This is a genomic window from Epilithonimonas mollis (assembly GCF_900142325.1).
In the GTDB taxonomy this organism is placed as follows: domain Bacteria; phylum Bacteroidota; class Bacteroidia; order Flavobacteriales; family Weeksellaceae; genus Epilithonimonas; species Epilithonimonas mollis.
In genome coordinates this window covers 97,651-120,262 of sequence record NZ_FRAM01000004.1, presented here as the reverse complement: position 1 = coordinate 120,262, position 22,612 = coordinate 97,651, and the positions used below count along the sequence as shown (strand labels likewise).

21 protein-coding genes are annotated in these 22,612 nt (G+C 37.4%); 11 read left to right on the top strand and 10 right to left on the bottom strand.

Annotated features, from left to right (window positions below):
- The first annotated feature begins 102 nt into the window (after positions 1–102).
- A complete protein-coding gene (locus BUA97_RS14725) occupies positions 103–303 on the top strand; it encodes a YqaE/Pmp3 family membrane protein (RefSeq protein WP_072999663.1) in 201 nt (66 codons plus the stop codon).
- Between the two features lie 87 nt (positions 304–390).
- On the opposite strand, the gene BUA97_RS14720 is transcribed toward BUA97_RS14725, so the two are convergent.
- From BUA97_RS14720 to BUA97_RS14710, 3 genes are all read right to left on the bottom strand, one after another.
- Positions 391–3,303: a M16 family metallopeptidase gene (locus tag BUA97_RS14720; protein ID WP_072999661.1), complete on the bottom strand. Its 2,913-nt coding sequence runs from the start codon at positions 3,301–3,303 to the stop codon at positions 391–393.
- Positions 3,304–3,548: 245 nt separating this feature from the next.
- Positions 3,549–3,818, bottom strand: coding sequence for a hypothetical protein (locus tag BUA97_RS14715; protein ID WP_072999659.1), 270 nt, complete (start codon positions 3,816–3,818; stop codon positions 3,549–3,551).
- Between the two features lie 329 nt (positions 3,819–4,147).
- On the bottom strand, positions 4,148–5,182 hold the full coding sequence (locus BUA97_RS14710; protein ID WP_072999656.1) for an acyl-CoA reductase: 1,035 nt from the start codon (positions 5,180–5,182) through the stop codon (positions 4,148–4,150).
- A 50-nt stretch (positions 5,183–5,232) separates the two neighbouring features.
- On the opposite strand from BUA97_RS14710, the gene BUA97_RS14705 reads away from it, so the two are divergent.
- The 6 genes from BUA97_RS14705 (at position 5,233) to BUA97_RS14680 (ending at position 12,002) form a co-directional block, all read left to right on the top strand.
- Positions 5,233–5,583 carry a 4Fe-4S binding protein gene (locus BUA97_RS14705; RefSeq protein ID WP_072999654.1) on the top strand — a complete coding sequence of 117 codons (351 nt, stop codon included), beginning with the start codon at positions 5,233–5,235 and terminating at the stop codon, positions 5,581–5,583.
- Positions 5,584–5,664: 81 nt separating this feature from the next.
- Positions 5,665–6,720 carry a 3-phosphoserine/phosphohydroxythreonine transaminase gene (gene serC, locus BUA97_RS14700; RefSeq protein ID WP_072999652.1) on the top strand — a complete coding sequence of 352 codons (1,056 nt, stop codon included), beginning with the start codon at positions 5,665–5,667 and terminating at the stop codon, positions 6,718–6,720.
- A gap of 165 nt (positions 6,721–6,885) precedes the next feature.
- Positions 6,886–7,842 (top strand): D-2-hydroxyacid dehydrogenase, encoded by a 957-nt coding sequence (locus tag BUA97_RS14695; protein ID WP_072999649.1) that lies wholly within the window; start codon positions 6,886–6,888, stop codon positions 7,840–7,842.
- Positions 7,843–7,845: 3 nt separating this feature from the next.
- Positions 7,846–9,087: a DUF1015 domain-containing protein gene (locus BUA97_RS14690; RefSeq protein ID WP_072999647.1), complete on the top strand. Its 1,242-nt coding sequence runs from the start codon at positions 7,846–7,848 to the stop codon at positions 9,085–9,087.
- A 196-nt stretch (positions 9,088–9,283) separates the two neighbouring features.
- Positions 9,284–11,485, top strand: a complete 2,202-nt coding sequence (locus BUA97_RS14685; protein ID WP_072999645.1) for an ATP-binding protein — start codon at positions 9,284–9,286, stop codon at positions 11,483–11,485.
- Positions 11,466–12,002: a biliverdin-producing heme oxygenase gene (locus BUA97_RS14680; protein ID WP_072999642.1), complete on the top strand. Its 537-nt coding sequence runs from the start codon at positions 11,466–11,468 to the stop codon at positions 12,000–12,002. Before BUA97_RS14685 ends, BUA97_RS14680 begins: the two co-directional genes overlap by 20 nt.
- 50 nt (positions 12,003–12,052) lie before the next feature.
- On the opposite strand, the gene BUA97_RS14675 is transcribed toward BUA97_RS14680, so the two are convergent.
- The 3 genes from BUA97_RS14675 to BUA97_RS14665 form a co-directional block, all read right to left on the bottom strand.
- Entirely contained in the window at positions 12,053–13,150 is a 1,098-nt protein-coding gene (locus tag BUA97_RS14675) for a peptidylprolyl isomerase (RefSeq protein ID WP_072999640.1), read from the bottom strand.
- Positions 13,151–13,169: 19 nt separating this feature from the next.
- The gene (locus BUA97_RS14670; RefSeq protein WP_072999637.1) at positions 13,170–13,679 is read right to left on the bottom strand and encodes an FKBP-type peptidyl-prolyl cis-trans isomerase; all 510 of its coding nucleotides are present in this window, start codon (positions 13,677–13,679) and stop codon (positions 13,170–13,172) included.
- A 131-nt stretch (positions 13,680–13,810) separates the two neighbouring features.
- A complete protein-coding gene (locus BUA97_RS14665; RefSeq protein ID WP_072999635.1) occupies positions 13,811–14,881 on the bottom strand; it encodes a branched-chain amino acid aminotransferase in 1,071 nt (356 codons plus the stop codon).
- 83 nt (positions 14,882–14,964) lie between these two features.
- Here BUA97_RS14665 and mnmD point away from each other — a divergent pair, with 83 nt between their 5' ends.
- Both mnmD and BUA97_RS14655 read left to right on the top strand, forming a co-directional pair.
- The gene (gene mnmD / locus BUA97_RS14660) at positions 14,965–15,639 is read left to right on the top strand and encodes a tRNA (5-methylaminomethyl-2-thiouridine)(34)-methyltransferase MnmD (RefSeq protein WP_073000100.1); all 675 of its coding nucleotides are present in this window, start codon (positions 14,965–14,967) and stop codon (positions 15,637–15,639) included.
- Positions 15,640–15,673: 34 nt separating this feature from the next.
- Positions 15,674–16,090 (top strand): NUDIX domain-containing protein, encoded by a 417-nt coding sequence (locus BUA97_RS14655; RefSeq protein ID WP_072999633.1) that lies wholly within the window; start codon positions 15,674–15,676, stop codon positions 16,088–16,090.
- Between the two features lie 16 nt (positions 16,091–16,106).
- Here the strand turns inward: BUA97_RS14655 and BUA97_RS14650 are convergent, their stop codons facing one another.
- The 3 genes from BUA97_RS14650 to recQ all read right to left on the bottom strand — a co-directional run bounded on the left by BUA97_RS14650 (position 16,107) and on the right by recQ (position 19,956).
- Positions 16,107–16,562, bottom strand: coding sequence for a hypothetical protein (locus tag BUA97_RS14650; protein WP_072999631.1), 456 nt, complete (start codon positions 16,560–16,562; stop codon positions 16,107–16,109).
- A gap of 15 nt (positions 16,563–16,577) precedes the next feature.
- On the bottom strand, positions 16,578–17,648 hold the full coding sequence (locus tag BUA97_RS14645; RefSeq protein WP_072999629.1) for a glycosyltransferase: 1,071 nt from the start codon (positions 17,646–17,648) through the stop codon (positions 16,578–16,580).
- A gap of 97 nt (positions 17,649–17,745) precedes the next feature.
- Positions 17,746–19,956, bottom strand: coding sequence for a DNA helicase RecQ (gene recQ, locus BUA97_RS14640; RefSeq protein ID WP_072999627.1), 2,211 nt, complete (start codon positions 19,954–19,956; stop codon positions 17,746–17,748).
- A gap of 186 nt (positions 19,957–20,142) precedes the next feature.
- Between recQ and BUA97_RS14635 the strand changes: the two genes are divergently transcribed.
- Entirely contained in the window at positions 20,143–21,102 is a 960-nt protein-coding gene (locus BUA97_RS14635; protein ID WP_072999625.1) for a KpsF/GutQ family sugar-phosphate isomerase, read from the top strand.
- 54 nt (positions 21,103–21,156) lie between these two features.
- Positions 21,157–21,984, top strand: a complete 828-nt coding sequence (gene tatC, locus BUA97_RS14630; protein ID WP_072999623.1) for a twin-arginine translocase subunit TatC — start codon at positions 21,157–21,159, stop codon at positions 21,982–21,984.
- A gap of 53 nt (positions 21,985–22,037) precedes the next feature.
- Here tatC and BUA97_RS14625 read toward each other — a convergent pair whose 3' ends face one another.
- A complete protein-coding gene (locus BUA97_RS14625; protein WP_072999621.1) occupies positions 22,038–22,610 on the bottom strand; it encodes a Crp/Fnr family transcriptional regulator in 573 nt (190 codons plus the stop codon).
- Positions 22,611–22,612 lie beyond the last annotated feature (2 nt).

Below are 22,612 nucleotides of genomic sequence, written 5' to 3'. Positions count from 1 at the left end.
AAATAAAAACTAAAAATAAGCTATCTGTTAAAATGTTATATTATCAGCCTGTTCAGCTGCCTATCACTGATATTTGACTATATTTACTGAAATAATTAAACTATGCTATTAGCCATTCTGCTACCCTTCGTATCGTTCTTTGTGAGAGGAAAGATCATTACTGCTATTATTTGTTTCATTTTACAAATCACTGTTTTAGGTTGGCTTCCGGCAGCGATTTGGGCAGCATTGTCTCTTAATAATGCCAGAGCAGAAAAACGCAATCAGGAATTGATCAGAGCAATCAGGGAAAATCAGAATTGATTGAATCAGGTATAATTACTTTGATTATAAAAACAAAAAAGTGAAGCACTTCTGCTCCACTTTTTTTATACTTTAAGATGATCAGAATTAATATCCAAAAATCTCTTCCAAGCTCACTTCTTTGAACTCTCCCATTTTGTTGACAGACTCCATATTTAGGTTTTCTTTTTTACCGATGATGGCTGTGTTGTACTGCAACGGCTTCACTTCGGTGTTGTAGAAACTGGTCAGTTCCGGTAACGTCAGTTTCTGGATTTCTGCATAGATATCCTTTCTTACATCATAATCAATTCCCAGTTTTTTCAATGATAACTGATTGTAATAGATCACTGTCCTGTTGATTCTGTTAGAAGCAATTTGTTTCAAAGCAGATCCTTTTGCATTTTCAAACTGAGCCGGAATCTGTGGTAATTCTGCCATCAGATCGCCCATTGCAGCTACAGCCAAAGGCAATTTGTTTGCCTGGGTCCCGATATAAGTCGTAACATAGTTCGGATGGTTTTTCTCCGTGGCATTGGCATAAGAAACGTAAGCAGAATAGGCCAGAGACTTACTTTCTCTGATTTCCTGGAACACTATCGAAGACAGTCCGCGTCCAAAATACTCATTGAAAACACTTGCTTTTCCAAAGTTGGCAACATCCACATTCCCGGCTTTTGCCACTTTTGCCATTTCCATCTGAACCATGTCATAAGGTGTGAAATAGACTTTTCCGGCAGTTACTGGTTCAGCATAAACTTTTGCTGCAGCAGGTTGTAATTTGGTGTTGACAATGTAAGGCTTTACCGCTTTTTCCAGTCCTTTCTGATTTTCACCGTAAAGAAAAACTTCATAAGGATACTCGTTCAGGGTTTTGATTTTCGAAATCAATTCTGTCACGTTGATGCTTTTCAAGCGCTCTTTAGAAATCACATCCGTCAGTCTGGAATCTTTCCCGAATTTGGCATAATTTGTCAAAGCTGCCATGATTCTGGTTTTATCTTTTTTGGCAACTTCCCTGGATTCCAAAATCGTATTCACCGTTTGATCGTAGATGGCTTTGTCAGCTTTCACATTATTGATCCAGTGGTTCATCAGCTCCACACCTTTTTTCATATTGCTTTCCAATCCGCTTAGCGCAATAATCATTTGGTCATTGGTCGTTCTGAATTGATTCGTGATTCCCAGTTTGTAGAACTCTTCCTTCAGTTGCTCCGGTGTGTATTTGTCTGTTCCAAGATACTGGAGAACTGTTACACCCAGCGCCAGCTCTTTGTCATTATCTGTTCCGAAAGGAAAAACATAATTCACCTGAGCTACTTCATTGTATTTGTTCTTGATGAAGCTTACTTTTTTATCTTTAATGGTCGAAGTCGCGATGGCAGTTTTGAAATCAATAAATTCTGGTTTGATGTCAGAAGATTTGGTATTGATAATGTCCTTCAGAAAGGGTGATTGCGCATCTCTGTTCAATTTGATCGGCGTGATTCCCGGGTTTTCTACACGAACCAATTTGTCATTCACTCCTTTTTCTTTGTAAACTACAACATAATTATCCTTAAAAAAATCGTTTGCGAATTTCACAACATCAGCTTTCGTAATCGCTTCGTATTGATTGATTTCGTCCAGTTCCTGCTCCCAGGTTCTGTTGCCGATGTATGTTGAATATAATGTTGTAGCCAGACCATCAGCCGTTTCCCAACGTTTCATTCTCTGGACTTTCAGATCATTCACGATCGCGTTCAGCATCCAATCCGGAAATTGTCCTTTTTTAACCAAATCGATTTGTTCCAATAATAGTTTCTTAGCATCATCGAAGCTCTGTCCATCTTTCGGAACCACGCTTAAAACAAATGCCCCATAAGTTTTGAACGGAGACTCATAAGCTCCAGCGCCAAGCGTTTTTTGTTTTTGATTAATATTAAGGTCAATCAATCCTGCATCTCCACTGTTACTCAATATTTCAGCAACAACATCTGCCAATCTTGCTTCCTGAGTTGCGTTGGAATCCGTTCGCCAGGCCATTGTCATTCTTGGAGTGGAAGGACTTTTTACGGTTCTGGAAACGATGCTGGTCATTGGCTCTTCCGAAACCATTTTCTTCATTGGCAGTTCCTTGTATTTGAAAGTTCCGAAATATTGATCCACCAATTTTATGGTTTTATCAAAATCCAGATCTCCAACCAAAACGACTGCCATATTATTAGGCACATAATATGTATCAAAATACTTATGAATTGCCACCATAGAAGGACTCTTCAAATGCTCTGAAGTACCGATAGTCGTTTGCTGACCATTCGGATGTTTTGGGAAAAGTGCTTCCATCATGGCATAGTTAACAAGACGTCCATCATTATCCTGAGCACGGTTATATTCTTCGTAAACCGCTTCCAATTCTGTGTGGAACAATCTCAAAACCAATTCTGAGAAACGTTCTTTTTCAACTTTTAGCCATTTTTCCAATTCGTTGGAGGGGATGTTGTTTTTGTAAACCGTCTCGTCCAGCCAAGTATGGGCATTGGTTCCTGTTGCACCAAGAGAAGAAATAGCTTTGTCATATTCATTGGCAATCGCATATTTTGAAGCTTCCTGGGACACTTCGTCGATTTTCTTGTATAATGCTTTTTTCTTGGCAGGATCTTTCTCTGCTTTATGTTGTTCGTACAAATCAGAAATCTGGGTCAACAGAACTTTTTCCTTTGCCCAATCGCTCGTTCCCAACTTCGACGTTCCTTTGAAAACCATATGTTCCAGGTAATGCGCCAATCCTGTATTATCGCTCGGGTCATTATTAGAACCAGTTCTTACAGGGATGTAAGTCTGAATCCTCGGAGCGTCATCATTTTTTGCAAGATAGACTTTCAGTCCGTTTTTCAGGGTATAAACCCTTACACCTGACTGGTCATTTTTTACGGTTTCATATGTGTAACCTTGTTTATCTGTAGCAGTTTGCGTTTCAAATTTCTGTGCCATTGCATTCATCATAAATAATAGTGAAATCGAAATAAATAGTTTCTTCATAGTAATACTTTTATTTTTTCGGAGCGTAATTTACGCAACATTTTTATTAGTTGTCAATTGTTGAAAATTGTTACTCTGAATAAAATCAAAAAGCACTTATGAATCTGTGCTTTTGTTTTTACTGCTAGCCCGTATTATATCAGTTGGCACGAGCAAGAAGTCTTTGCCAGCGTGTCAATATTTTAACAGGTCGCTCCTCCGGAGCTTGTTTTTGGCGCAACATATATATCTATTAACAGTAGCCTCTACGAGGCAAAACATTTCAAATAATCCCTGTCGTACTCTGCCTTATCCAGAAATACCGGAACGTGCTGTGGCACCTGTTCCATAAGGCCTTTTGCCTTGTTCACAAAAAGTTTGTTCTGCTCGGCGATGCTGCCATACTGCTTTTTCTGTTCAGGAGTCAGGTTTGTAGTTTTCCCGATAAGGACGCCTTCTATCAGACCAAGTCCTTCATCTAGTTTTGCCAGTTCAGCTTCTGTGAACTCCAGGCTGAATAAATTTTCTAAAGCCATTTGTTTCTTTTTTAATTGTTATTGAATTATTATATCGACACACACCAAACAATATTTCAAGATCACCGTCGCCCTGTTGGTGCCTCACATCACCCCGCTATTACATACGGACGGGATGACATTGGAGTCGGAGAATTCTGAAGAAACGCAGTTGCGGATGTGAAATGGTTGCCAGGGAAAGGCAGAAAAGGTTCTGAAAAATCATATTAACATCATTCGTGTGTGTTTGACAAATATATTTAAAATATGGATACAATATTAATCTGTTCAATAAAAAAACGGAATCTTGCGAATCCGTTTCTGTCTATATTTATCCTGCGTTGTTTTACCTATACGACACTGAGAAAAGCTATCGTATCCACGTTATCGGCATACGTATCCAGCGAAGGGTTCTGTGTCTCTCCGAAACCAATGGTGTCCAGTCCCAGCTCCGGCTTTGCAACGATTGTCTGAATCTCGTCTCTGTTATTTTCTACAAATGCTTTCACTTCTTCCAATGTGTTATAACGGGAAAAATTAATCACAGACAGCGGGCTGAATAACTTTTCGTCTTCCTTCAGCATCACAAAGTTATTATCCCAGAACTGATCCTGGTTCAGCAGGTAGATCGCTCTGTTGTAATCATAATTATTAGCGTATTTATGATGATTGATGACATCTTTATAATTGATGAAATTCTCGAATAACCTGTCAAGCAGGAAGTCCTGCGGAATCAGTAATCTTGTCACATTCCGGCAGCCTAATCCATAATACCGGAAAATGTCATCAGCCAGTAGCTGCAGTTCCTCATCGGTTTCGTCGCCCTTCAGAACAGCCACGGAAGTCCTGTTTTTCCGAATGATGCTCAGGCTGTTTTTGAAATAATATTCCAGGTATCTTGCCGTGTTGTTGCTTCCGGTTGCGATCACCGCATCAAAGTTCTCCAGTCTTTCAACAATGTGATATTCGATCTCGTGATTAGAAAATCCGTTCCACAATTCTAATAGAAAAGGTAGCATCAATAGGTCTTTTGATGATAATTTAATAATAGGGATATGATTGCTCAGAACCACCGAAATAATATCGTGAAAACCGACAGCCGGGATGTTGCCCGCCAAGATAAGTCCTACTCTTTTGGATTCGTTGGATAATTGATATTTGGACAGCCAGTTCATAATATTTTCTTTAGTGAAAAGACTTGCCCATTGCTGCAGGTTGTATCTCTGATTTTCTTGGGTGAACCACGGATTTTCTATCTCGGAACGTGTCATCAGATAAGCCATTCGCTCTTCTTTCTCATTGTAATTATCTTCATGGTTCTGAATAAAATCATTAATGAAAATACCGAGTTTTTCGAGTCCTGAAATTTTGTTTTCGTTCAGCATAGCTGGCTTTTTTTTTGTAATTTTGCACAAAAATATAAATAAATATAGCAATGGCTATCAAGATAACAGACGAATGTATAAACTGTGGCGCTTGTGAACCGGAATGTCCGAACAACGCTATCTATGAAGGAGCAGTAGATTGGAAAGCATCAGAAGGAACAGCACTGAAAGGAATGGTAGTCCTTTCATCAGGGCTCACCGTGAATGCGGATGCAGCACAGCAGCCCGTGAGTGATGATTATTATTTCATCGTGACGGATAAATGTACCGAATGTAAAGGCTTCCACGAGGAACCGCAATGTGCGGCGGTTTGCCCTGTAGACTGCTGTGTCCCCGATGAAGATCATGTGGAATCTGAGGAAAAACTATTGGAGAAAAAAGCATTTCTCCATAACGAATAAAAAATTGAAGCCATTAGCCACAAGCTCGTGGCTTTTAAAAATCCTATACCCTATCCCTAACACCCTAATTACTTAATAAAAATGAAAAAACATAATTTCAGCGCAGGACCAAGCATCCTTCCTCAGGAAGTTTTCCGGAAAGCATCAGAAGCCATTCTTGACTTCAACGGCATGGGGCTTTCCATTTTGGAGATCTCACACCGAAGCAAAGAATTCGTAGCAGTGATGGATGAAGCCCGTGCGATTGTAAAAAGACTGATGAAGCTTGGCGATGATTATGAAGTGCTTTATCTGCAAGGCGGTGCCAGCCTTCAGTTTCTGATGGTTCCTTTTAATCTGCTCTCGGTAGACGGCAAAGCAGCCTACACGGATACGGGAACATGGGCGTCCGGCGCAATCAAAGAAGCGAAAAATATAGGAAATGTAGACGTAGTAGCATCTTCGAAAGAATCCAACTATTCCTACATTCCGAAAGATTATACCGTTGGTTCGGAATACGATTATTTCCACTGCACTTCCAACAACACGATTTTTGGAACCCAGATGAAAACTTTTCCAAAGGTAGATACACTGATGGTTTGTGATATGTCGTCTGATATCTTCAGCAGAGAGCTGGATTTTTCTCAGTTTGATCTTATCTATGCCGGTGCGCAGAAAAATATGGGTCCTGCAGGTGCTACTCTTGTGGTCGTTAAAAAATCAATTCTGGGCAAAACAGGAAGAAAGATCCCTACATATCTGGATTATTCGGTTCATATTGATAAAGAATCGATGTCTAATACGCCTCCTGTTTTTGCAGTTTATGCGTCTTATCTGACATTAAAGTTCCTTGAAGAGAATGGCGGAATCGCAGCAGCAGAAGAGAAAAATAATGCCAAGGCAAAATTGCTTTATGACGAAATTGACAGCAACCCGAATTTCCAAGGTGTAGCAGCTGTGGAAGACCGTTCTTTCATGAATGCGACTTTCACTCTGACAGACGAATCTAAACAGGAAGCTTTTGATAAAGCATGGAAGACAGCAGGAATCAGCGGACTTAACGGGCACAGAAGTGTAGGAGGCTACAGAGCGAGTATCTATAATGCCATGCCAATAGAAAGCGTGCAGGTTCTGGTGGATGTGATGAAAAGCCTTTAAGTACTTTTCTCGTAATAAATCATAACGTCTTCATGGATTTGAAGACGTTTTTTTTGTTAAATTAATGTTAATTCAGAGAAAAAGTTGTATCTTAGCCAACCTCGAATTTAACTCAAACAAATTGAGAAAAAGCCATTAACTAAAGGATTTTTTGAATTAAACAAAATGATTGTATTAGCCAATGATGGAATCTCCGGAAAGGGAGTTCAGCTTCTGAAAGATTCGGATATCACCGTTTTGGAAACCAGAGTATCTCCGGAACATCTGAGCAGCTTCATCAATGATAATCAAGTGGATGTTCTATTGGTAAGAAGCGCAACCCAAGTAAGGAAAAACCTGATTGACGAATGCCCGAATCTGAAAATCATCGGACGTGGCGGAATCGGGATGGATAATATCGATGTGGAATATGCCATTGATAAAGGTATTTATATCATCAACACCCCCAAGGCTTCCTGTAAATCTGTTGCAGAATTAGTCTTTGCGCACTTCTTTTCCCTGGCAAGATGTCTTCACGACAGCAACAGACTGATGCCGCTGGAAGGGGAAACAAAATTCAATGCACTTAAAAAATCATATCAGAACGCTGTGGAGCTTTCCGGCAAGACACTTGGTGTTATCGGAATGGGAAATATCGGTATCGAAGTCATTAAGATCGGTATCTCTCTGGGAATGAAAATACTGGCTTACAACAGAACGTCCAAAACTGAGAATATTCAGCTCACTTTTTTCGATAATCAGTCGTTGAATTTTGAAATTAAATCGGTAACTTTAGATGAGGTTTTAAAAAATTCGGATTTCATTACGATGAATATCGGCAAGACCAAAGACTATCTGATAGACTACAAAGAACTGGAGCAGATGAAAGATGGTGTCTACATTGCTAACACAGCCAGAGGTGGTATCATCAATGAAGTGGCACTCATCGATGCTATAGAAAACGGAAAGGTTGCCGGCGCAGCACTCGATGTTTTCGAAAAAGAACCAAAACCGGAACTGGAAATCCTGATGAATCCTGCGCTGTCATTGTCTCCGCATGTTGGCGGAAATACGATAGATGCTCAAAACAGGATCGGCGAAGAGCTGGCACAACAGATTATTAAAATAAAAGCCCAATTATAATATATGCCTGTATTTAAACCATTTAGAGGAATAAGACCCAATCTTGATTTCATCGAGGTTTTCCCTACCTATTCTTTGGATAATTTTACTCAGGAGGAGATCAATAAAAAAGCTCACGTAGAGGATTCTTATATCCAGATGATCAAGCCGGCTGTGGTAAGCAAGTCAAAAGATGTAGACAGAAATCTGAGAAAAATCCGGTCTAATTTTGAAGAATTATTGCAAGATAAAAAACTAGCGCAGGACGACTCTGCTTATTATCTTTACGAACAGACTTTACCCGATAAAACAAGTTTTCGCGGATTGATGGGACTTGTGAGTGTGGATGATTTCTGGGAGGGAAAAATCAAAAAGCATGAATCCACCATCACGGAAAGAAGAATGAAAATGGCACATTATCTTGAGAAAGTTGGTGTGCAGGCTGAGCCGGTTCTTCTGACCTATCATTCCAACTCGAAGGTAGAACTGCTGATGAACCACGAACAAAAAAATGTTCCCATCATCAACTATACTGATGACAAAGGTGTGCGTCATAAAATATGGAGAATAGATAACCGGCTGAAACTTCAGCAATTTAAGGAAGTTCTTGACCCCATTGATTCGTTTTATATCGCAGACGGGCATCACAGGATCGGTTCTGTTGCTGAATATGCGAAAAAGCAACGGGACAAATACAAACGTTCTCACGGAACGGAACATTACAACTTTGTTTTCAGTTTTATTGTTTCCAATCAGTCTATAAAAATCAACGATTATAATCGTCTTCTTAAAGATCTTAATGGGCTTTCCGATGAAGATTTTCTTGAAAAACTAGCAGAAGATTTTCAAATTCATGATAAAGGCGAAGCGCCTTACTTCCCTTCCCAAAAATTCCATATCAGTATGTATCTTGGTGGCAGATTTTACAGTTTACATGTAAAGCATACGATGCGTGAAACTTATAAAAATGAAAACGATCTGGATCATCACTTGGTGAACAAATATATTTTCGAAAATATCCTCGGAATCGAAAATGCCAAGCACACGGATAAGATTACTTATCTGAAAGGAACTTCGGATATCAATGGCATCATCGAGCTGAAGGAAAAAGTGGATAGTGGCGAATATAAAGTCGGATTCGGAATTTATCCTATAAGTTTTACAGACCTCTTGAAAATCTCTGATATGGAGATTAAAATGCCGCCGAAATGTACTTTGATCGAACCAAAGCTGATTACAGCACTAATCATGTATGATATGAAATAATTCTACAATAATAATTTTTTGAAGACAGCAATTTGCTGTCTTTTTTTTCTTTAAAAATTTCTATATGATACTCAAATCATTACAGATCCATAATACGAAATTTGTTTTCATAATCAATTAAATTAACTTTAGTTCATTATTATCTTTATCTTTACTCGTCAAAAATTTAAAGATATATTTTTACTAATTATTATTTATGTATCCGAAAGAATATGTTAACTGTGACCAAGAACCTATTCATATCTGTGGCTCTGTTCAGGAATATGGGTATCTAATTGGCGTCAAGGATTCCAAAATCGCTTTTTACAGCGAGAATATCGTAGAACTATTTTCTATAGATCCGGCTTTACTGCTTGGGAAAGAGATCCGTTCATTTTTTAGCCAGCTGGCTATTGATGTTAACTGGGAAAACTATTCTGATAACGAGATTCTTGCGGTACAGCATTTTAGTTTTGAAAACAAGGAATATACTTTAAGCATCCATACCAATAATGGACTTGTCTTTTTCGAAATAGAAAAAGTTCTTCCTAATCATAAAATCAATAAAGAATATGCATCAATTCAGAATATTCTCAGGAATTCTGTTGATGAAAATATATGGAAAATCTTGCTGAAAGAAGTTCAGGAGATTATCGATTTTGACCGCGTAATGATCTATCAGTTTCACTACGATGGCAGCGGCCAGGTTATTGAAGAACTGGTCAAGCCAAACCTAGAAAGTTATTTGCATCTCCATTATCCGGAATCCGACATTCCTGCACAGGCAAGAGCACTTTATCTCAAGAATCCTGTTAGAATCACTTCTCATGTTTCCGGGAAAACCTATCCTATTGTCGGCATCGTACCTAAGGAAGAAATCGACCTTACATATAGTGTAACAAGAGCATCGTCTCCGGTCCATATACAGTATCTTAAAAATGCGCATGTGGAATCCAGCTTCAGCACTTCAATTATTGTCAATGGAGAGTTATGGGGAATGGTCGCGTGCCAGAATGCTTTGCCAAAGCATCTGGATCTGCAGTCAAGGTTACTGGTAGAAACACTGACCAGAACCTCTGCCAATGCATTTGCTTCCTACAGATCCTTGGAAACCCTTCAGGAATATCAAAGGATCAATCTCAATAATATCACGCTACGTCAGAATCTTCTGAATGAAGAAAGTTTTGGGAAAGCATTGGAAAATAATATTGTTGATATTATGAGTACTTGTGATGCAGACGGACTTATTATTAAAATCAATAATGAAATACTGACAGCAGGAAATATCCCCAGCAATTCTGACATTGAAAAAATAATAGACTGGAGTCGCGAAAATAATAAGGATTTTGAAGAAAATATCTATATCTCAAATGCATTCTGCAACGTCCTGACTGATCTTGAAGGTCCGGAAAGAAGCTGTGGAATTATCATCAGTGTATTGGGAAACAATACTTCGGATATGCTGATCTGGCTTAGAAAGGAACAAGGTCAAAAAATAAAATGGGCCGGAAAACCTGAAAAAGAAACCATTTCGGAAATAAAAGATGGTGTTGAGATTATCAAATTCTCTCCAAGAAAATCCTTCGAGGTCTGGAAAGAATATGTGAAAGGAACTTCAATGCCGTGGAAGATTAAGGAAATAGAATCAGCAAAATGGATTACTTCCATCATTCTGAAAGCATCTCATACAAAATCATCAAAGATCCAGGAGCTGAATAATCAATTAAAAGAGCTGAATGCTGAGCTGGATTCTTTTTCCCATACGATTTCTCATGATCTGAATACGCCTCTTACGGTTATAAAGCTCAATGCTCAACTTGCGAAAAGAGTTCCAGATCCGGAAAATATGCAAAAAACTCTCGATAATATTATCACACAGGTTGATAGCATGAGTGATATGATCCGGAATGTACTGGAACTCAGCAAGATCAAAAAATCCGAAATCGAACTGAGAAGTGTGGAAGTAGAATCCCTGATAAGTAAGCTCGTGGAAGATTCGAAAATAAGTTTCGAATCACCTGATACAGATATTGTTATACAAAATACGCCGGAAGTCTTGGGAGATAAGACAATGGTTTACCAGGTTTTTGGAAACGTTATAGGAAATGCTGTGAAATATTCTTCCAAATCTGAAAGACCGAGGGTCAGAATCGTGGGTGAAGTGGAAGAAAACCTTGTGATCTATAAAATCTCTGATAATGGAATCGGAATCGATAAAAAAGATTCTAACAAAATGTTTAAAATCTTCAGCAGAATGAATAATGCCAAGGCGTTTTACGGCAATGGTGTTGGTCTCAGCATTGTGCACCATCTGATGGAGAAAATGGGAGGAAAAATAAGCTATGAAAGTGAAGCGGGAAAAGGAACAACATTTATTCTAAAATTTCAAAAACCGAATTATGATTTCCTCAATTCTTAAAGAAAAAACAAAAGAACAACACGATGAAACCGAAGCGAAATTACAGTCACAGAAGATTTTTGACAAATCATATTCGCTTGATGATTATAAAAAATTACTCACACATAATTATAAACTGATCAGCAGATACGAGCCACAGATTCGTGAGCATCTTAAAAATTATTCTGAACTGAATTTGGAAGAAAGAAGCAAGATTGAAGCACTGAAAACAGATTTATCAAAGTTAAACATTGATATGCCTGCAGAAAGTCCAATTCAAAATCTTGATAATGAAGCCGAAGCCTTCGGTGCACTATATGTGATTGAAGGTTCTACACTTGGCGGAAATGTCATTGCAAAGCAACTCAGAAAAAATCAGGAATTTGAAAATATTGAATTCAATTATTTCGGAGTCTATGGTGAAAATACAGGCTTTTTCTGGCAGGAATTTAAAGCCATCATAGACGAAAAGATATCGGAAGATGCTTATGAAGATTGTATAAACGGAGCAAAAAAAGCCTACCAGTTATTAGCATAAAAAACGGAGCAAAATTAATTTGCTCCGTTCTTCATCAATTTATTTCAAAATTATTTTGCGATTTTTACCAGTTCAACATCGAAAACCAACCAGGAATTTGGTGGAATGACGCCTCCTGCTCCTCTTTCACCGTATCCTAAAGCAGGCGGAATCAGCAATGTTGCAGCTTCTCCTTCTTTTAGCAGAAGAATCCCTTCATCCCAGCCTTTGATCACCTGACCCACACCAATTGGAATGTCAATCGGTTGTCCTCTTTTGAAAGAATTGTCAAATTCTTCACCATTGATCAGTTTTCCTGCATAATGTACAGATACTGTCTGGCCTGCTGTCGGAGTGGCACCTGTAGAATTTTTGGTGATTTTGTAATATAATCCGGACGCTGTGGACTGCATTCCAGCTTTCATTTCATTGACCAATCTTTCCTGATTTTCTGCGAATTCCTTTTGTTTTTTAGCTTTCTCCTCTTCTTCTTTCGCCAGATATACTTTGTTTTTGTCCTGAATTTTAGATTTTCCTTCAGAGAAAATTTTAGCAGCATCATAATGGTTATAGGCATTACCTTTTGCGAAAACTGCTACTTTATTGAGAACAATATCTGTTTTTGGTTTATCCTGTGCTCCTTTTTCAACATTTGCGATAGAATCGATAACAGCTTCACCTTTGATTACTTTTCCGAAAATAGTATGTCTGCCGTCCAGCCATGGTGTTGCCACTTCGGTGATGAAAAACTGAGAACCGTTGGTGTTAGGACCAGAATTAGCCATTGAAAGAATTCCTTTTCCGGTATGCTGAAGATCATTTTTCTCATCATCGAATTTATAGCCCGGATCTCCCATTCCTGTTCCCTGAGGATCTCCGCCCTGGATCATAAAATCTTTGATAACCCTGTGAAAAATTGTCCCATCATAAAATGGTTCCCCTTTTTTCTTAGATTTATTTTCGATTTTTCCTTCTGCCAATCCTACGAAATTAGCTACAGTTACCGGTGATTTTTCATCCTCGAATTTTACAAGGATTTCACCTTTGCTGGTTACAAAATTTCCATAAAGTCCGTCTGGCAGGCTTTTGTAAGTGTCTTTGTCTATTTCCAATGTTTTACAGTTTAATAATGTTAATAATGTTATAGAAAGTGCTATAATTTTTTTCATTTTATATAATCGTTATTTTTTACAATACTTTTACTTTGATGATAAGCGGCATGTCATTCGATATTTTTTTACCGTCACCATAAGTTCCGAAGGCCAATACAGAAGGAATAAGAAGTTCAGCCTCCTCTCCTTTTTTGAGATATCGGACGGCATCTTCCACAGCATCCAGTTCTTTAAAATGCCCGAACTCCACATTTATATTTTCTACAGGCACATCATAAAGCCTAGTTCTGTCAAAGTCATAAATATGATACTGATAAGAGATTCTCTCACCATTATTTTTCCGGGGCCTTTTCTCGAGGTTTTCTACATTTATCCAATAGTTCATTCCCATTGGATAATATTTTATATTCTGAGCATTTATCCAATCCTCTATCTGGGCTCTTTCCAAGTTGTTCAGATCTTTTGAGCGATTTTTGGAGTCTTCCATTTCACTTTCAGACAAAAACTGCCCTTCAGGCTGTACAGGTGTTTGCTTGGCACAGGAAACCACAAGCGCTAAAAAGGTGATATAAAATAATTTATTCATATTAATCAATCTTCTGTATCTCAGAAAACTTTTGCGAAAATAAGAATTTTAAAACATTTAATAAGTATCCAAAAATAAAAACCGGAAGCAATTTTCCGGTTTTTATTTTCAATTTATATACAATTTAATTCTTACATACTATAAACATGTTCTTCTACCATAACTCTCCATCCGAAAGGGTCTTCTGAATTGTTGGTCTGTATGTCAACCAAATCATTTTTTAACATGGCTGCAAAGCTTTCTCCCTCTGATAGTTGCGGTAATAAAAGATGCTCACCCTGATAACCAAGTGCCTGAAAAATGCTAGTAACAACAGCTGTACCAACACCCCAGACTTCTTTCAAAGATCCGTTTTTCTGTGCTTCTATCACATCAGAAACTTTCACGTCACCAATAACAACCTCGATACCTCTTTTCTTTGCAAGTTTTATAAAGCTGTCTCTTGTAACACCGTCCAGGATTTTATCGGATGTTTTAGGCGTATAGATTGTATCATTGATTCGGACAAAAACATTCATTGTTCCACTTTCCTCAAAATATTCGTGAGAACAATCATCGGTCCAGATGATCTGCTCGTAGCCTTCTTCTATTGCCAGTTGTGTAGGATAGAATGAAGCCGCATAATTTCCTGCAGCTTTTGCGGCGCCAACACCTCCACTTGCCGCTCTGGAATAATGGTCGGCAATTTTCACAGAAACTGGTGCAGTATAATAATTCTTCGCCGGTGTTGCCACAATTGCAAACATATATTTTTCCGAGATTCTCGCTTTTAATGCTTCTTCTGTTGCAAATAACAAAGGTCTCAGATAAAGTGACATGCCTTCTCCATGCGGAATCCAGTCTCTGTCAATATCTACCAGAGCTTTCAGTCCTTCTATGAACATTTCTTCAGAAACTTCAGGAATTGCAAGTCTTTTTGCAGATTTGTTAATACGTTCAAAGTTTTTTTCCGGACGGAAAAGGAAAACCTGACCATCCTTATCTTTATATGCCTTCATTCCTTCAAAACATGCCTGACCATAATTAACCCCCATCATTGCCGGGGTAAAACCTATTGGTCCATAAGGAATCAGCTGAAGATCCCCCCATTTTCCGTTCTCATATTCACAAATAATCATATGATCTATAAAAGTGTTCCCGAAAGAGAAATTATTAGGATCAAATGAAGAAATTCTTGGGTTTGAAGTTTTTTGAATTATCATTTTTTAATTTTTTAATGAGGTATTACAAATATATAATAATTTTTTAATAATCAAAATTTAGTTTAAATTTGGAAAAAAATACTTTGAAAAGACAATTAATCACAACAAGCGACGGAAGTAAAACTCTATTAATAAATGACTTACAGGAAACATACCACTCCAGGCATGGTGCATTGCAGGAAGCTGTTCATGTATTTATCAAAAACGGACTTAATTTGATAAATGATTATGAAATTAATATTTTAGAGTTGGGATTTGGAACAGGTCTTAACGTTTTGGTAACATTTGATGAATATTTGAGAAATGATAAAAGTCATAAAATAAATTATTTTGGTATAGAAAAATACCCGATTTTATTTGAAGAAGCCTCAGAATTATCTTATTCTGAATTATTTCCAAACGAAATTGTGAAAGATTTAACATTTAAAATCCATCAAAAAGAATGGGAGAAAACAGTGGAACTCGATTCATATTTTAATCTTACCAAAATCCAAAATGATTTTTTCAATATCAGACATATGGATCTGCCTGCTATCGATCTGGTTTATTTTGATTGTTTCGGCGCAAGAGTACAGCCTGATCTTTGGGAAAAGGAACTGTTTGAAATTGTTGCCTCTAAAATGAAAAAAGGAGGATTATTAACCACCTACTCTTCCAAAGGAAGTGTGAGAAGAACTCTGAAGGAATTAGGTTTTGAGGTAGAAAAAAAACAAGGCCCACCCGGAAAAAGAGAAATGATCAACGCCTGGAAAAAATAATTTTCCTAAATTTAAAGTTCACAAATCACATTTTATGATTGACAATATCAATATCCGCGTTTATGCGCTTTGTATAAAAGATAACAGGATCCTGGCACTTCATGAAGAGTATGCCGGAGATTTTCTAGTGAAGCTGCCGGGCGGCGGATTGGAATTCGGAGAAAGTGTTATCGAATGTCTAAAAAGAGAATTTCAGGAGGAGCTGAATCTCGACATTGATGTTATAGACCATTTCTATACGCAGGATGATTTCCTGGTTTCCAGATTTCGGGACAATGAGCAGCTTTTGACTATATATTATCTAGCTGAAATTAAAAATGAAGAAGATCTGCTGATATTGGATCCATGTATAGAAAAGACAGAATGGATTGCACTGGAAGGTGAAAATCCTTTTCCATTACCGATTGACAGGCGTGTTTTTGAATTGGCAAAACAAAAATTTCTGAATTGATAATTCGGATTTCTTATTATTCTACCTCTACAAGATTGACGTCGCCTTCATATTTTCTATCGATAATAAGGATCATCACCGGTTGCGACTTATAGGTTGGGTTTATATCTCTGATAATTTTTCTATACTTAATTTCCAGAATATTGGCATTTTTACTTACCGAAACGGGCTTTAATTCAACACTCTGAGACGATGGATCTTCGATCTGAGCAACAGCAAATTCTTTTGAAAAATCTATTGGCGTCGGTTTTCCATTCTCTCCCATTATGGTAGCCATTCCGAAGACTTTATCAAAATCCTGTTGACTGTCAAACTGCGGATTGTCTAATGCACCTTCGAAGTTATTTTTGACAAAATAATTTTTTGCTTCTTTGTAAGGAATTTTTTCGTTCAGTAATCCTTTTCCGGGTTTTTCGGAACTGCAAGAAATTATAAACCCCACAATTATAAATAATAAAAAAGACTTCTTCATTTTAGTAATATTATATTAAATATTCCATAACAAATCTTCATATTTTTTCAGAATAATTTCTTTTGAAAATCTGGATTTGATCGATTCTCTGATGTTGGCTTTATCAATAGTTTGATGCAAAGCCTGTTTTATTCTTTCGGCAAAATTTTCATGATCATCAATATCGGCAATCTCACCGTTGATATGGTCTATAATAATTTCATCGATACCTCCAGGACAACTGTTGGCTAAAGAATAAATGCCACAAGCGCCTGCTTCCAGAAGAACATTTGGGAAACCTTCATATCTGGACGATAAAATAAAAAGATCCGCATACTTCAGGTACTGATAAGGATTGCTTTTTTTTCCGTGGAAAATCACATGATCGAGGCCAAGCAGCTCTTTCATCTTCAGAAGCAGTTCTCTATCTTTTCCCTCACCAAGAATATGAAGCATGATGTTCTGATTTTTCAGTCTGCTGAATACTTTCAAAAGGTTATCAAAACCTTTCCGTGAGGACAGATTCCCTATAGCAACTACATTTTTGTACTGGTGAGAAAACTCTGAAGGCCTTTCGGATTCATTAAGTTTTTCATCGATAAAGCTGATATCCACCGGATTATTGATTTTTACAAGCTTGTCATTTTTGATGGAAAAATTACTCACCAGATCATTCTGCATATCATTGCTCTGAGCTATTATTTTGTCATAAGCATTATAAAAATTGTAGAAGAAACGAATCTCCTTTCTTGTAACATGCTGCGATACGACATTGGTCTCTCTTGCAATGAACTTTGTTTTAGGAAACAGCTTTGTAAATAGTGACAGATAAGCATTGACTTCTCCAAAACCTGAAAACACGATGTCCGGTTTTCTTTTTTTGATTTCGATCAGGATTGGTTTCAGAGAGTTTCTGATTCTCGGTGTATTGATATCGATGATTTCTACATCGGATTTCAGAAAATCAAGATATGCACCTTCTTTTCTCAGCAAAAGTATAGAAGGCGAGAATCTGTCTCTCGGAAGGTGATTTGCAATAGTTGTTACAATGCGTTCTGCACCACCGGTTTCCAGATCTGGCAATATGAAAATGATTGATTTTTTCATTTTTGTTATAATGATTCCGGAAATTTTTTTGAGAATAATTGTTAAGAATGTAATTAGTAATTAAACTTATACATGCTGATTATTAATTTTTATCGATTTAATTTGCTACATCACTGATGAATTTAATTCTCAAAACACGCACTTCATCATCGGTAAGATCATCGCCATATTCTGCAAGCAATGTCTTCATACTGTCGCTTTCAGAACCTTTCATAAAATCCATAAAATCATCCACAACATCCTCATCAAAATTTTCTTCGATATAATAATCGATGTTCAGTTTTGTTCCTTGGTAGACAATGCTTTCCATTTCAGAAAGCAATTCGGTCATTGTAAGATTTTTAGCTTTTGCAATATCCTCAAGATCAATTTTCTTATCAGTATTCTGAATGATAAAAACCTTATGGCTGGACTTATTTGCGACCTGCTTCATTACGAGATCCTGAGTCCGTTCTATATCATTGTCTTCTACATATTTTTTGATAAATTCAGCAAATTCTTTACCATATTTTCTGGCTTTTCCTTCACCAACGCCATAGATTTTGGCTACTTCTTCCACGGATATCGGATACTGAACCGTCATATCCTCCAGACTTGGATCCATAAAAACCGTATAAGGCGGGATTCCATGTTTTTTTGCTACGGTCTTTCTCAGTTCCTTGAGCTGACCAAACAGAACCTGGTCCAGCCCACTGCCAGCCTGAGTCTGGACTTGCTCACTGTCAGATTTTGATTTCAGCTGGGTAAGATCATACTCCCTGTCTTCAGCAATCAGGAAAGATTCATTGAGTTTTCCGCTTATGGATTGTTGACCCTTTTCTGAGATTTTCAAAACACCGTAAGTTTCGATATCTTTCCTCAGGTAATCCTGTACCGTTGCCTGCCTGATAATAGATTTCCAGTAATTATCAGATTCTGCTTTTCCAAATCCGAAAAAATCAGTTTGTTCCAGTTTATAAGACTTTGTAACGGCAGACTCTTTCCCTACAATAATTGAAATGAGATCTTTGGTACGGAATTTTTCTCCGAGAGATTTTATCATCTCGAGGACTTTTTTCAAATCCGCAGCGGCATCTTTCAGTTTCGGAGGATTTTGAGAGTTATCGCACATCATTGCGCCTTCTCCTTTCACAGGATCAAATTTTTCTCCAAAATAATATAAAAGATACTGTCTCCTGCTCATTGACGTTTCCGCATATCCGACTACTTCATTCAGTAGCTGTAGTCCGATTTCTCTTTCTGAAACAGGCTTTTGAGCCAGGAATTTTTCTAATTTTTCAATATCTTTCGGGTCATAAAAAGCCAAACAGTAACCTTCTCCTCCATCCCTTCCTACACGTCCTGTTTCCTGATAATAACTTTCCAGTGATTTTGGAATATCATAATGAATCACGAACCGGACATCAGGCTTATCAATTCCCATCCCAAATGCAATAGTGGCAACAATGACATCCACTTCTTCCATTAAAAACTTGTCCTGATTCGCGACTCTCGTCTTTTGATCCAGGCCTGCGTGATAAGGCAAAGCATTAATTCCGTTGACCTGTAAAAGCTGCGCAAATTCTTCAACCTTTCTTCTGCTCAGGCAATATACAATTCCGGATTTTCCTTTATGCAGATTGATAAATCTTACAATTTCTTTATCAACATTCACCTTAGGACGGATCTCATAAAACAGATTGGCACGGTTAAAACTTTCCTTAAAAACCAAGGCATTGTTCATCCCAAGAGTTTTCTGAATATCATCCTGAACTTTTGGCGTTGCAGTTGCAGTAAGCGCAATCACGGGAACATCGGCAATCCTGTCGATGATGCCTTTCAGGTTTCTGTATTCCGGACGGAAATCATGTCCCCATTCCGATATGCAATGCGCCTCATCTATGGCAACGAAAGATATTTTTACCGCTTTCAGAAAATCAAGATATTCTTCTTTTATCAAAGATTCCGGAGCAACATACAGAAGTTTGGTTTTACCGGCTGTGATGTCATCCATCACTTGTTTTGTCTGGGATTTATTCAGGGAAGAGTTTAGAACGTGGGCAACACCTTCATCGGAAGAAAGTCCGTTTACTGCATCCACTTGATTTTTCATGAGGGCAATCAGTGGAGAAACCACAATTGCAGTGCCTTCGGAAATCAGTGCCGGCAGCTGATAACAAAGTGATTTCCCGCCACCCGTCGGCATCAAGACAAATACATCTTTTCTATCCAGGAGTTCTCTTATGATCTGTTCCTGTTGCCCTTTGAATTTAGAAAAGCCAAAATATTTTTTGAGTTCTGCAGATAAGTTGATGTCTTTTGTGCTCATCCTTTGATATAGTTTGCTAAATTTGCATTTTGTTGAATGTTAAACATTTTATAATTAAGGATAAGAATCCTCAATTTAAGGGGATAAAAAAATGAAGCCCGAAAACCTCATTCCTTGTTTAAAATTATTAGCGTGAAGATACAAAATAAAATATTATTAAAAAAATAATCAAATATTTTTAAAATTTTGAATCCGAATGAAATTCTTTCCAATGCTCATCAAGCATTGGATATAGAAATAAATGAACTCAAAAACCTTCGTGAAAGACTCGGCGACAGCTTTATAAAAAGCGTTCTTGCTATTAACGAATGCAAAGGAAAACTGATTGTAGTAGGTATCGGAAAATCAGCTCATGTTGCGAGTAAAATAGTTGCAACGCTGAACTCCACGGGTACGCCTTCTCAGTTTCTGCATGCTGCAGAAGCCATCCACGGTGATCTTGGAGTGATCCAGAAACAGGATATTGTACTCTGTATTTCCTACTCGGGAAATTCTCCTGAGATTGTCAATCTTTTACCTTTTTTGAAGGAATATTCTTCTGCACTTATAGGGATGACAGGGAATGCCGAAAGTAAATTAGGCAAGATATCAGACATCGTTCTTAATACCTATGTGGAAAAAGAAGCCTGTCCGAATAAACTGGCTCCCACAAGTTCTACAACGGTTCAAATGGCTTTGGGCGACGCTCTTGCAATCTGCCTTATGGAGCTTAAAGGTTTTAAGGATATTGATTTTGCCAAATTTCATCCAGGTGGAAGTCTCGGAAAAAATTTAACCGCAAAAGTAGAACAATTTGTATCTCAGAACAAGCCTGAAGTCTCGCCGGAATCTGGAATCCGGGATGTTATAATATCCGTCAGCGGTTCAAAACACGGGATTACGGTTGTAATTGATAATGAAAATATTGTCGGGGTGATCACTGATGGCGATATCCGGAGAATGCTTCTGAATCAGGATGATATTTCTAAGATAAAAGCTGCTGATATTACTAGCAGAAATCCGAAAACGATTGATAAAGAACAGCTTGCAAAAGAAGCAATGCATATTTTGAAAGAATATAATATCGGACAGTTAATTGTAACCGAAAACGGAAAATATTATGGAATCATTGATATCCATAAATTACTGGACGAAGGAATCATTTGAGTTATATCGTACAAAAACGACATAGGATTTTAAATAATTTATCATTTATAAATAATGAGTGAAGAAAAGGAAATGTCCTTTCTTGGACATATCGGAGAACTAAGGGCACATCTTGTGAGGTCTATTTTAGCGATCGTTGTTTTGGCAATTGTTGTGGGATTCAACATCAACTGGGTCATGGATCATATTTTCTTTGGGCCGACAAGAAATGACTTTTTAACATTCAGGATTGTAAACCATTTTTCCAGAGAACTAACGGGAAATGACAGTTTTATTCTGCCGGCACAGTTCAGCGTTCAGCAGAAGCAATTGTTTCAACAGTTCAATGTCATGATGGCGGTTTCCATTTTCTCAGGATTGGTTTTGGCTTTTCCATACATTGTCTGGGAAATATGGAAGTTCATTAGTCCTGCTTTGATGCCGAAAGAAAAAAAGAATTCTATTTTCTATATCAATTCAATTTGGATTCTTTTTATGTGTGGTGTTTTGACTGGCTATTTTCTGATTTTGCCATTTGCAATTAATTTCGGGTTATTATTTAAGGTTTCAGATAATATCGTTCAGCTTTTCGATTTGTCAGATTATACCACATTGTTTTTACAGGTCACATTAGGAATGGGCGTTGTTTTCCTTTTTCCAATTGCAGTTTATATCCTTACATCCATAGGAATTCTGACACCAAAATTCCTGAGAACTTACAGAAGACACGCTATTGTTCTGATAATGGTGGTTGCAGCGATCATTACACCTGCAGATGTTCTGAGTATGATGGCAGCAGCACTTCCGTTAGTTTTACTCTATGAAATAAGTGTAATAATGTCGAATGTTATTTATAAGAAGATGCAAAAGAAAAACCTGAATAAAGATTTTGCGGATCAGTAATTTATGAAACGACTATAAATTAAAAATCAGCAATAGTAACATTGCTGATTTTTTTATCCTTTTATAATATCCTTTCGAATTCTACTAAGTGAAGTATCCGTAATCCCAAGAAAAGATGCAATATTTTTAAGTGGAGCAGATTTTAAAACTTCGGGTTTTGCTATAATTAAATCAAGATAACGTTCTGTTGCCGATTTGGTTATCATTTCCACGGAACGGTTTTTAAGATAGAATAATTGATAAGACATCCACGCTCTTCCCCATTCCGTAAGTGCGGGAATGGTCAAAAATAATTCCTGGAAATCATCATAATTTATTTTCCAGACAATACAATCTGTCTCCGCCTGAATGTTTTCTATCGATGCTATTCTTTGGAATATAGATGATGCTTCTATAATAATATCTAATTCTGTAAAGAAATTAATCGTGATGTCATTGTTATCTGTATCGAATACAAAGGAGCGTGCAACGCCCGTTTCTAAAACGAAATATTCATTTGAAACTTCATTTTCCTTTAGGAAAAATTCGCCTTTTTTGAAATGTAATTTTTCATGCTTTTCGAAGATAAGATTAAGGTCTTCTTCAGAAAATGCGGGATGCTGATAGATACTTTTTAATACGTCCATAA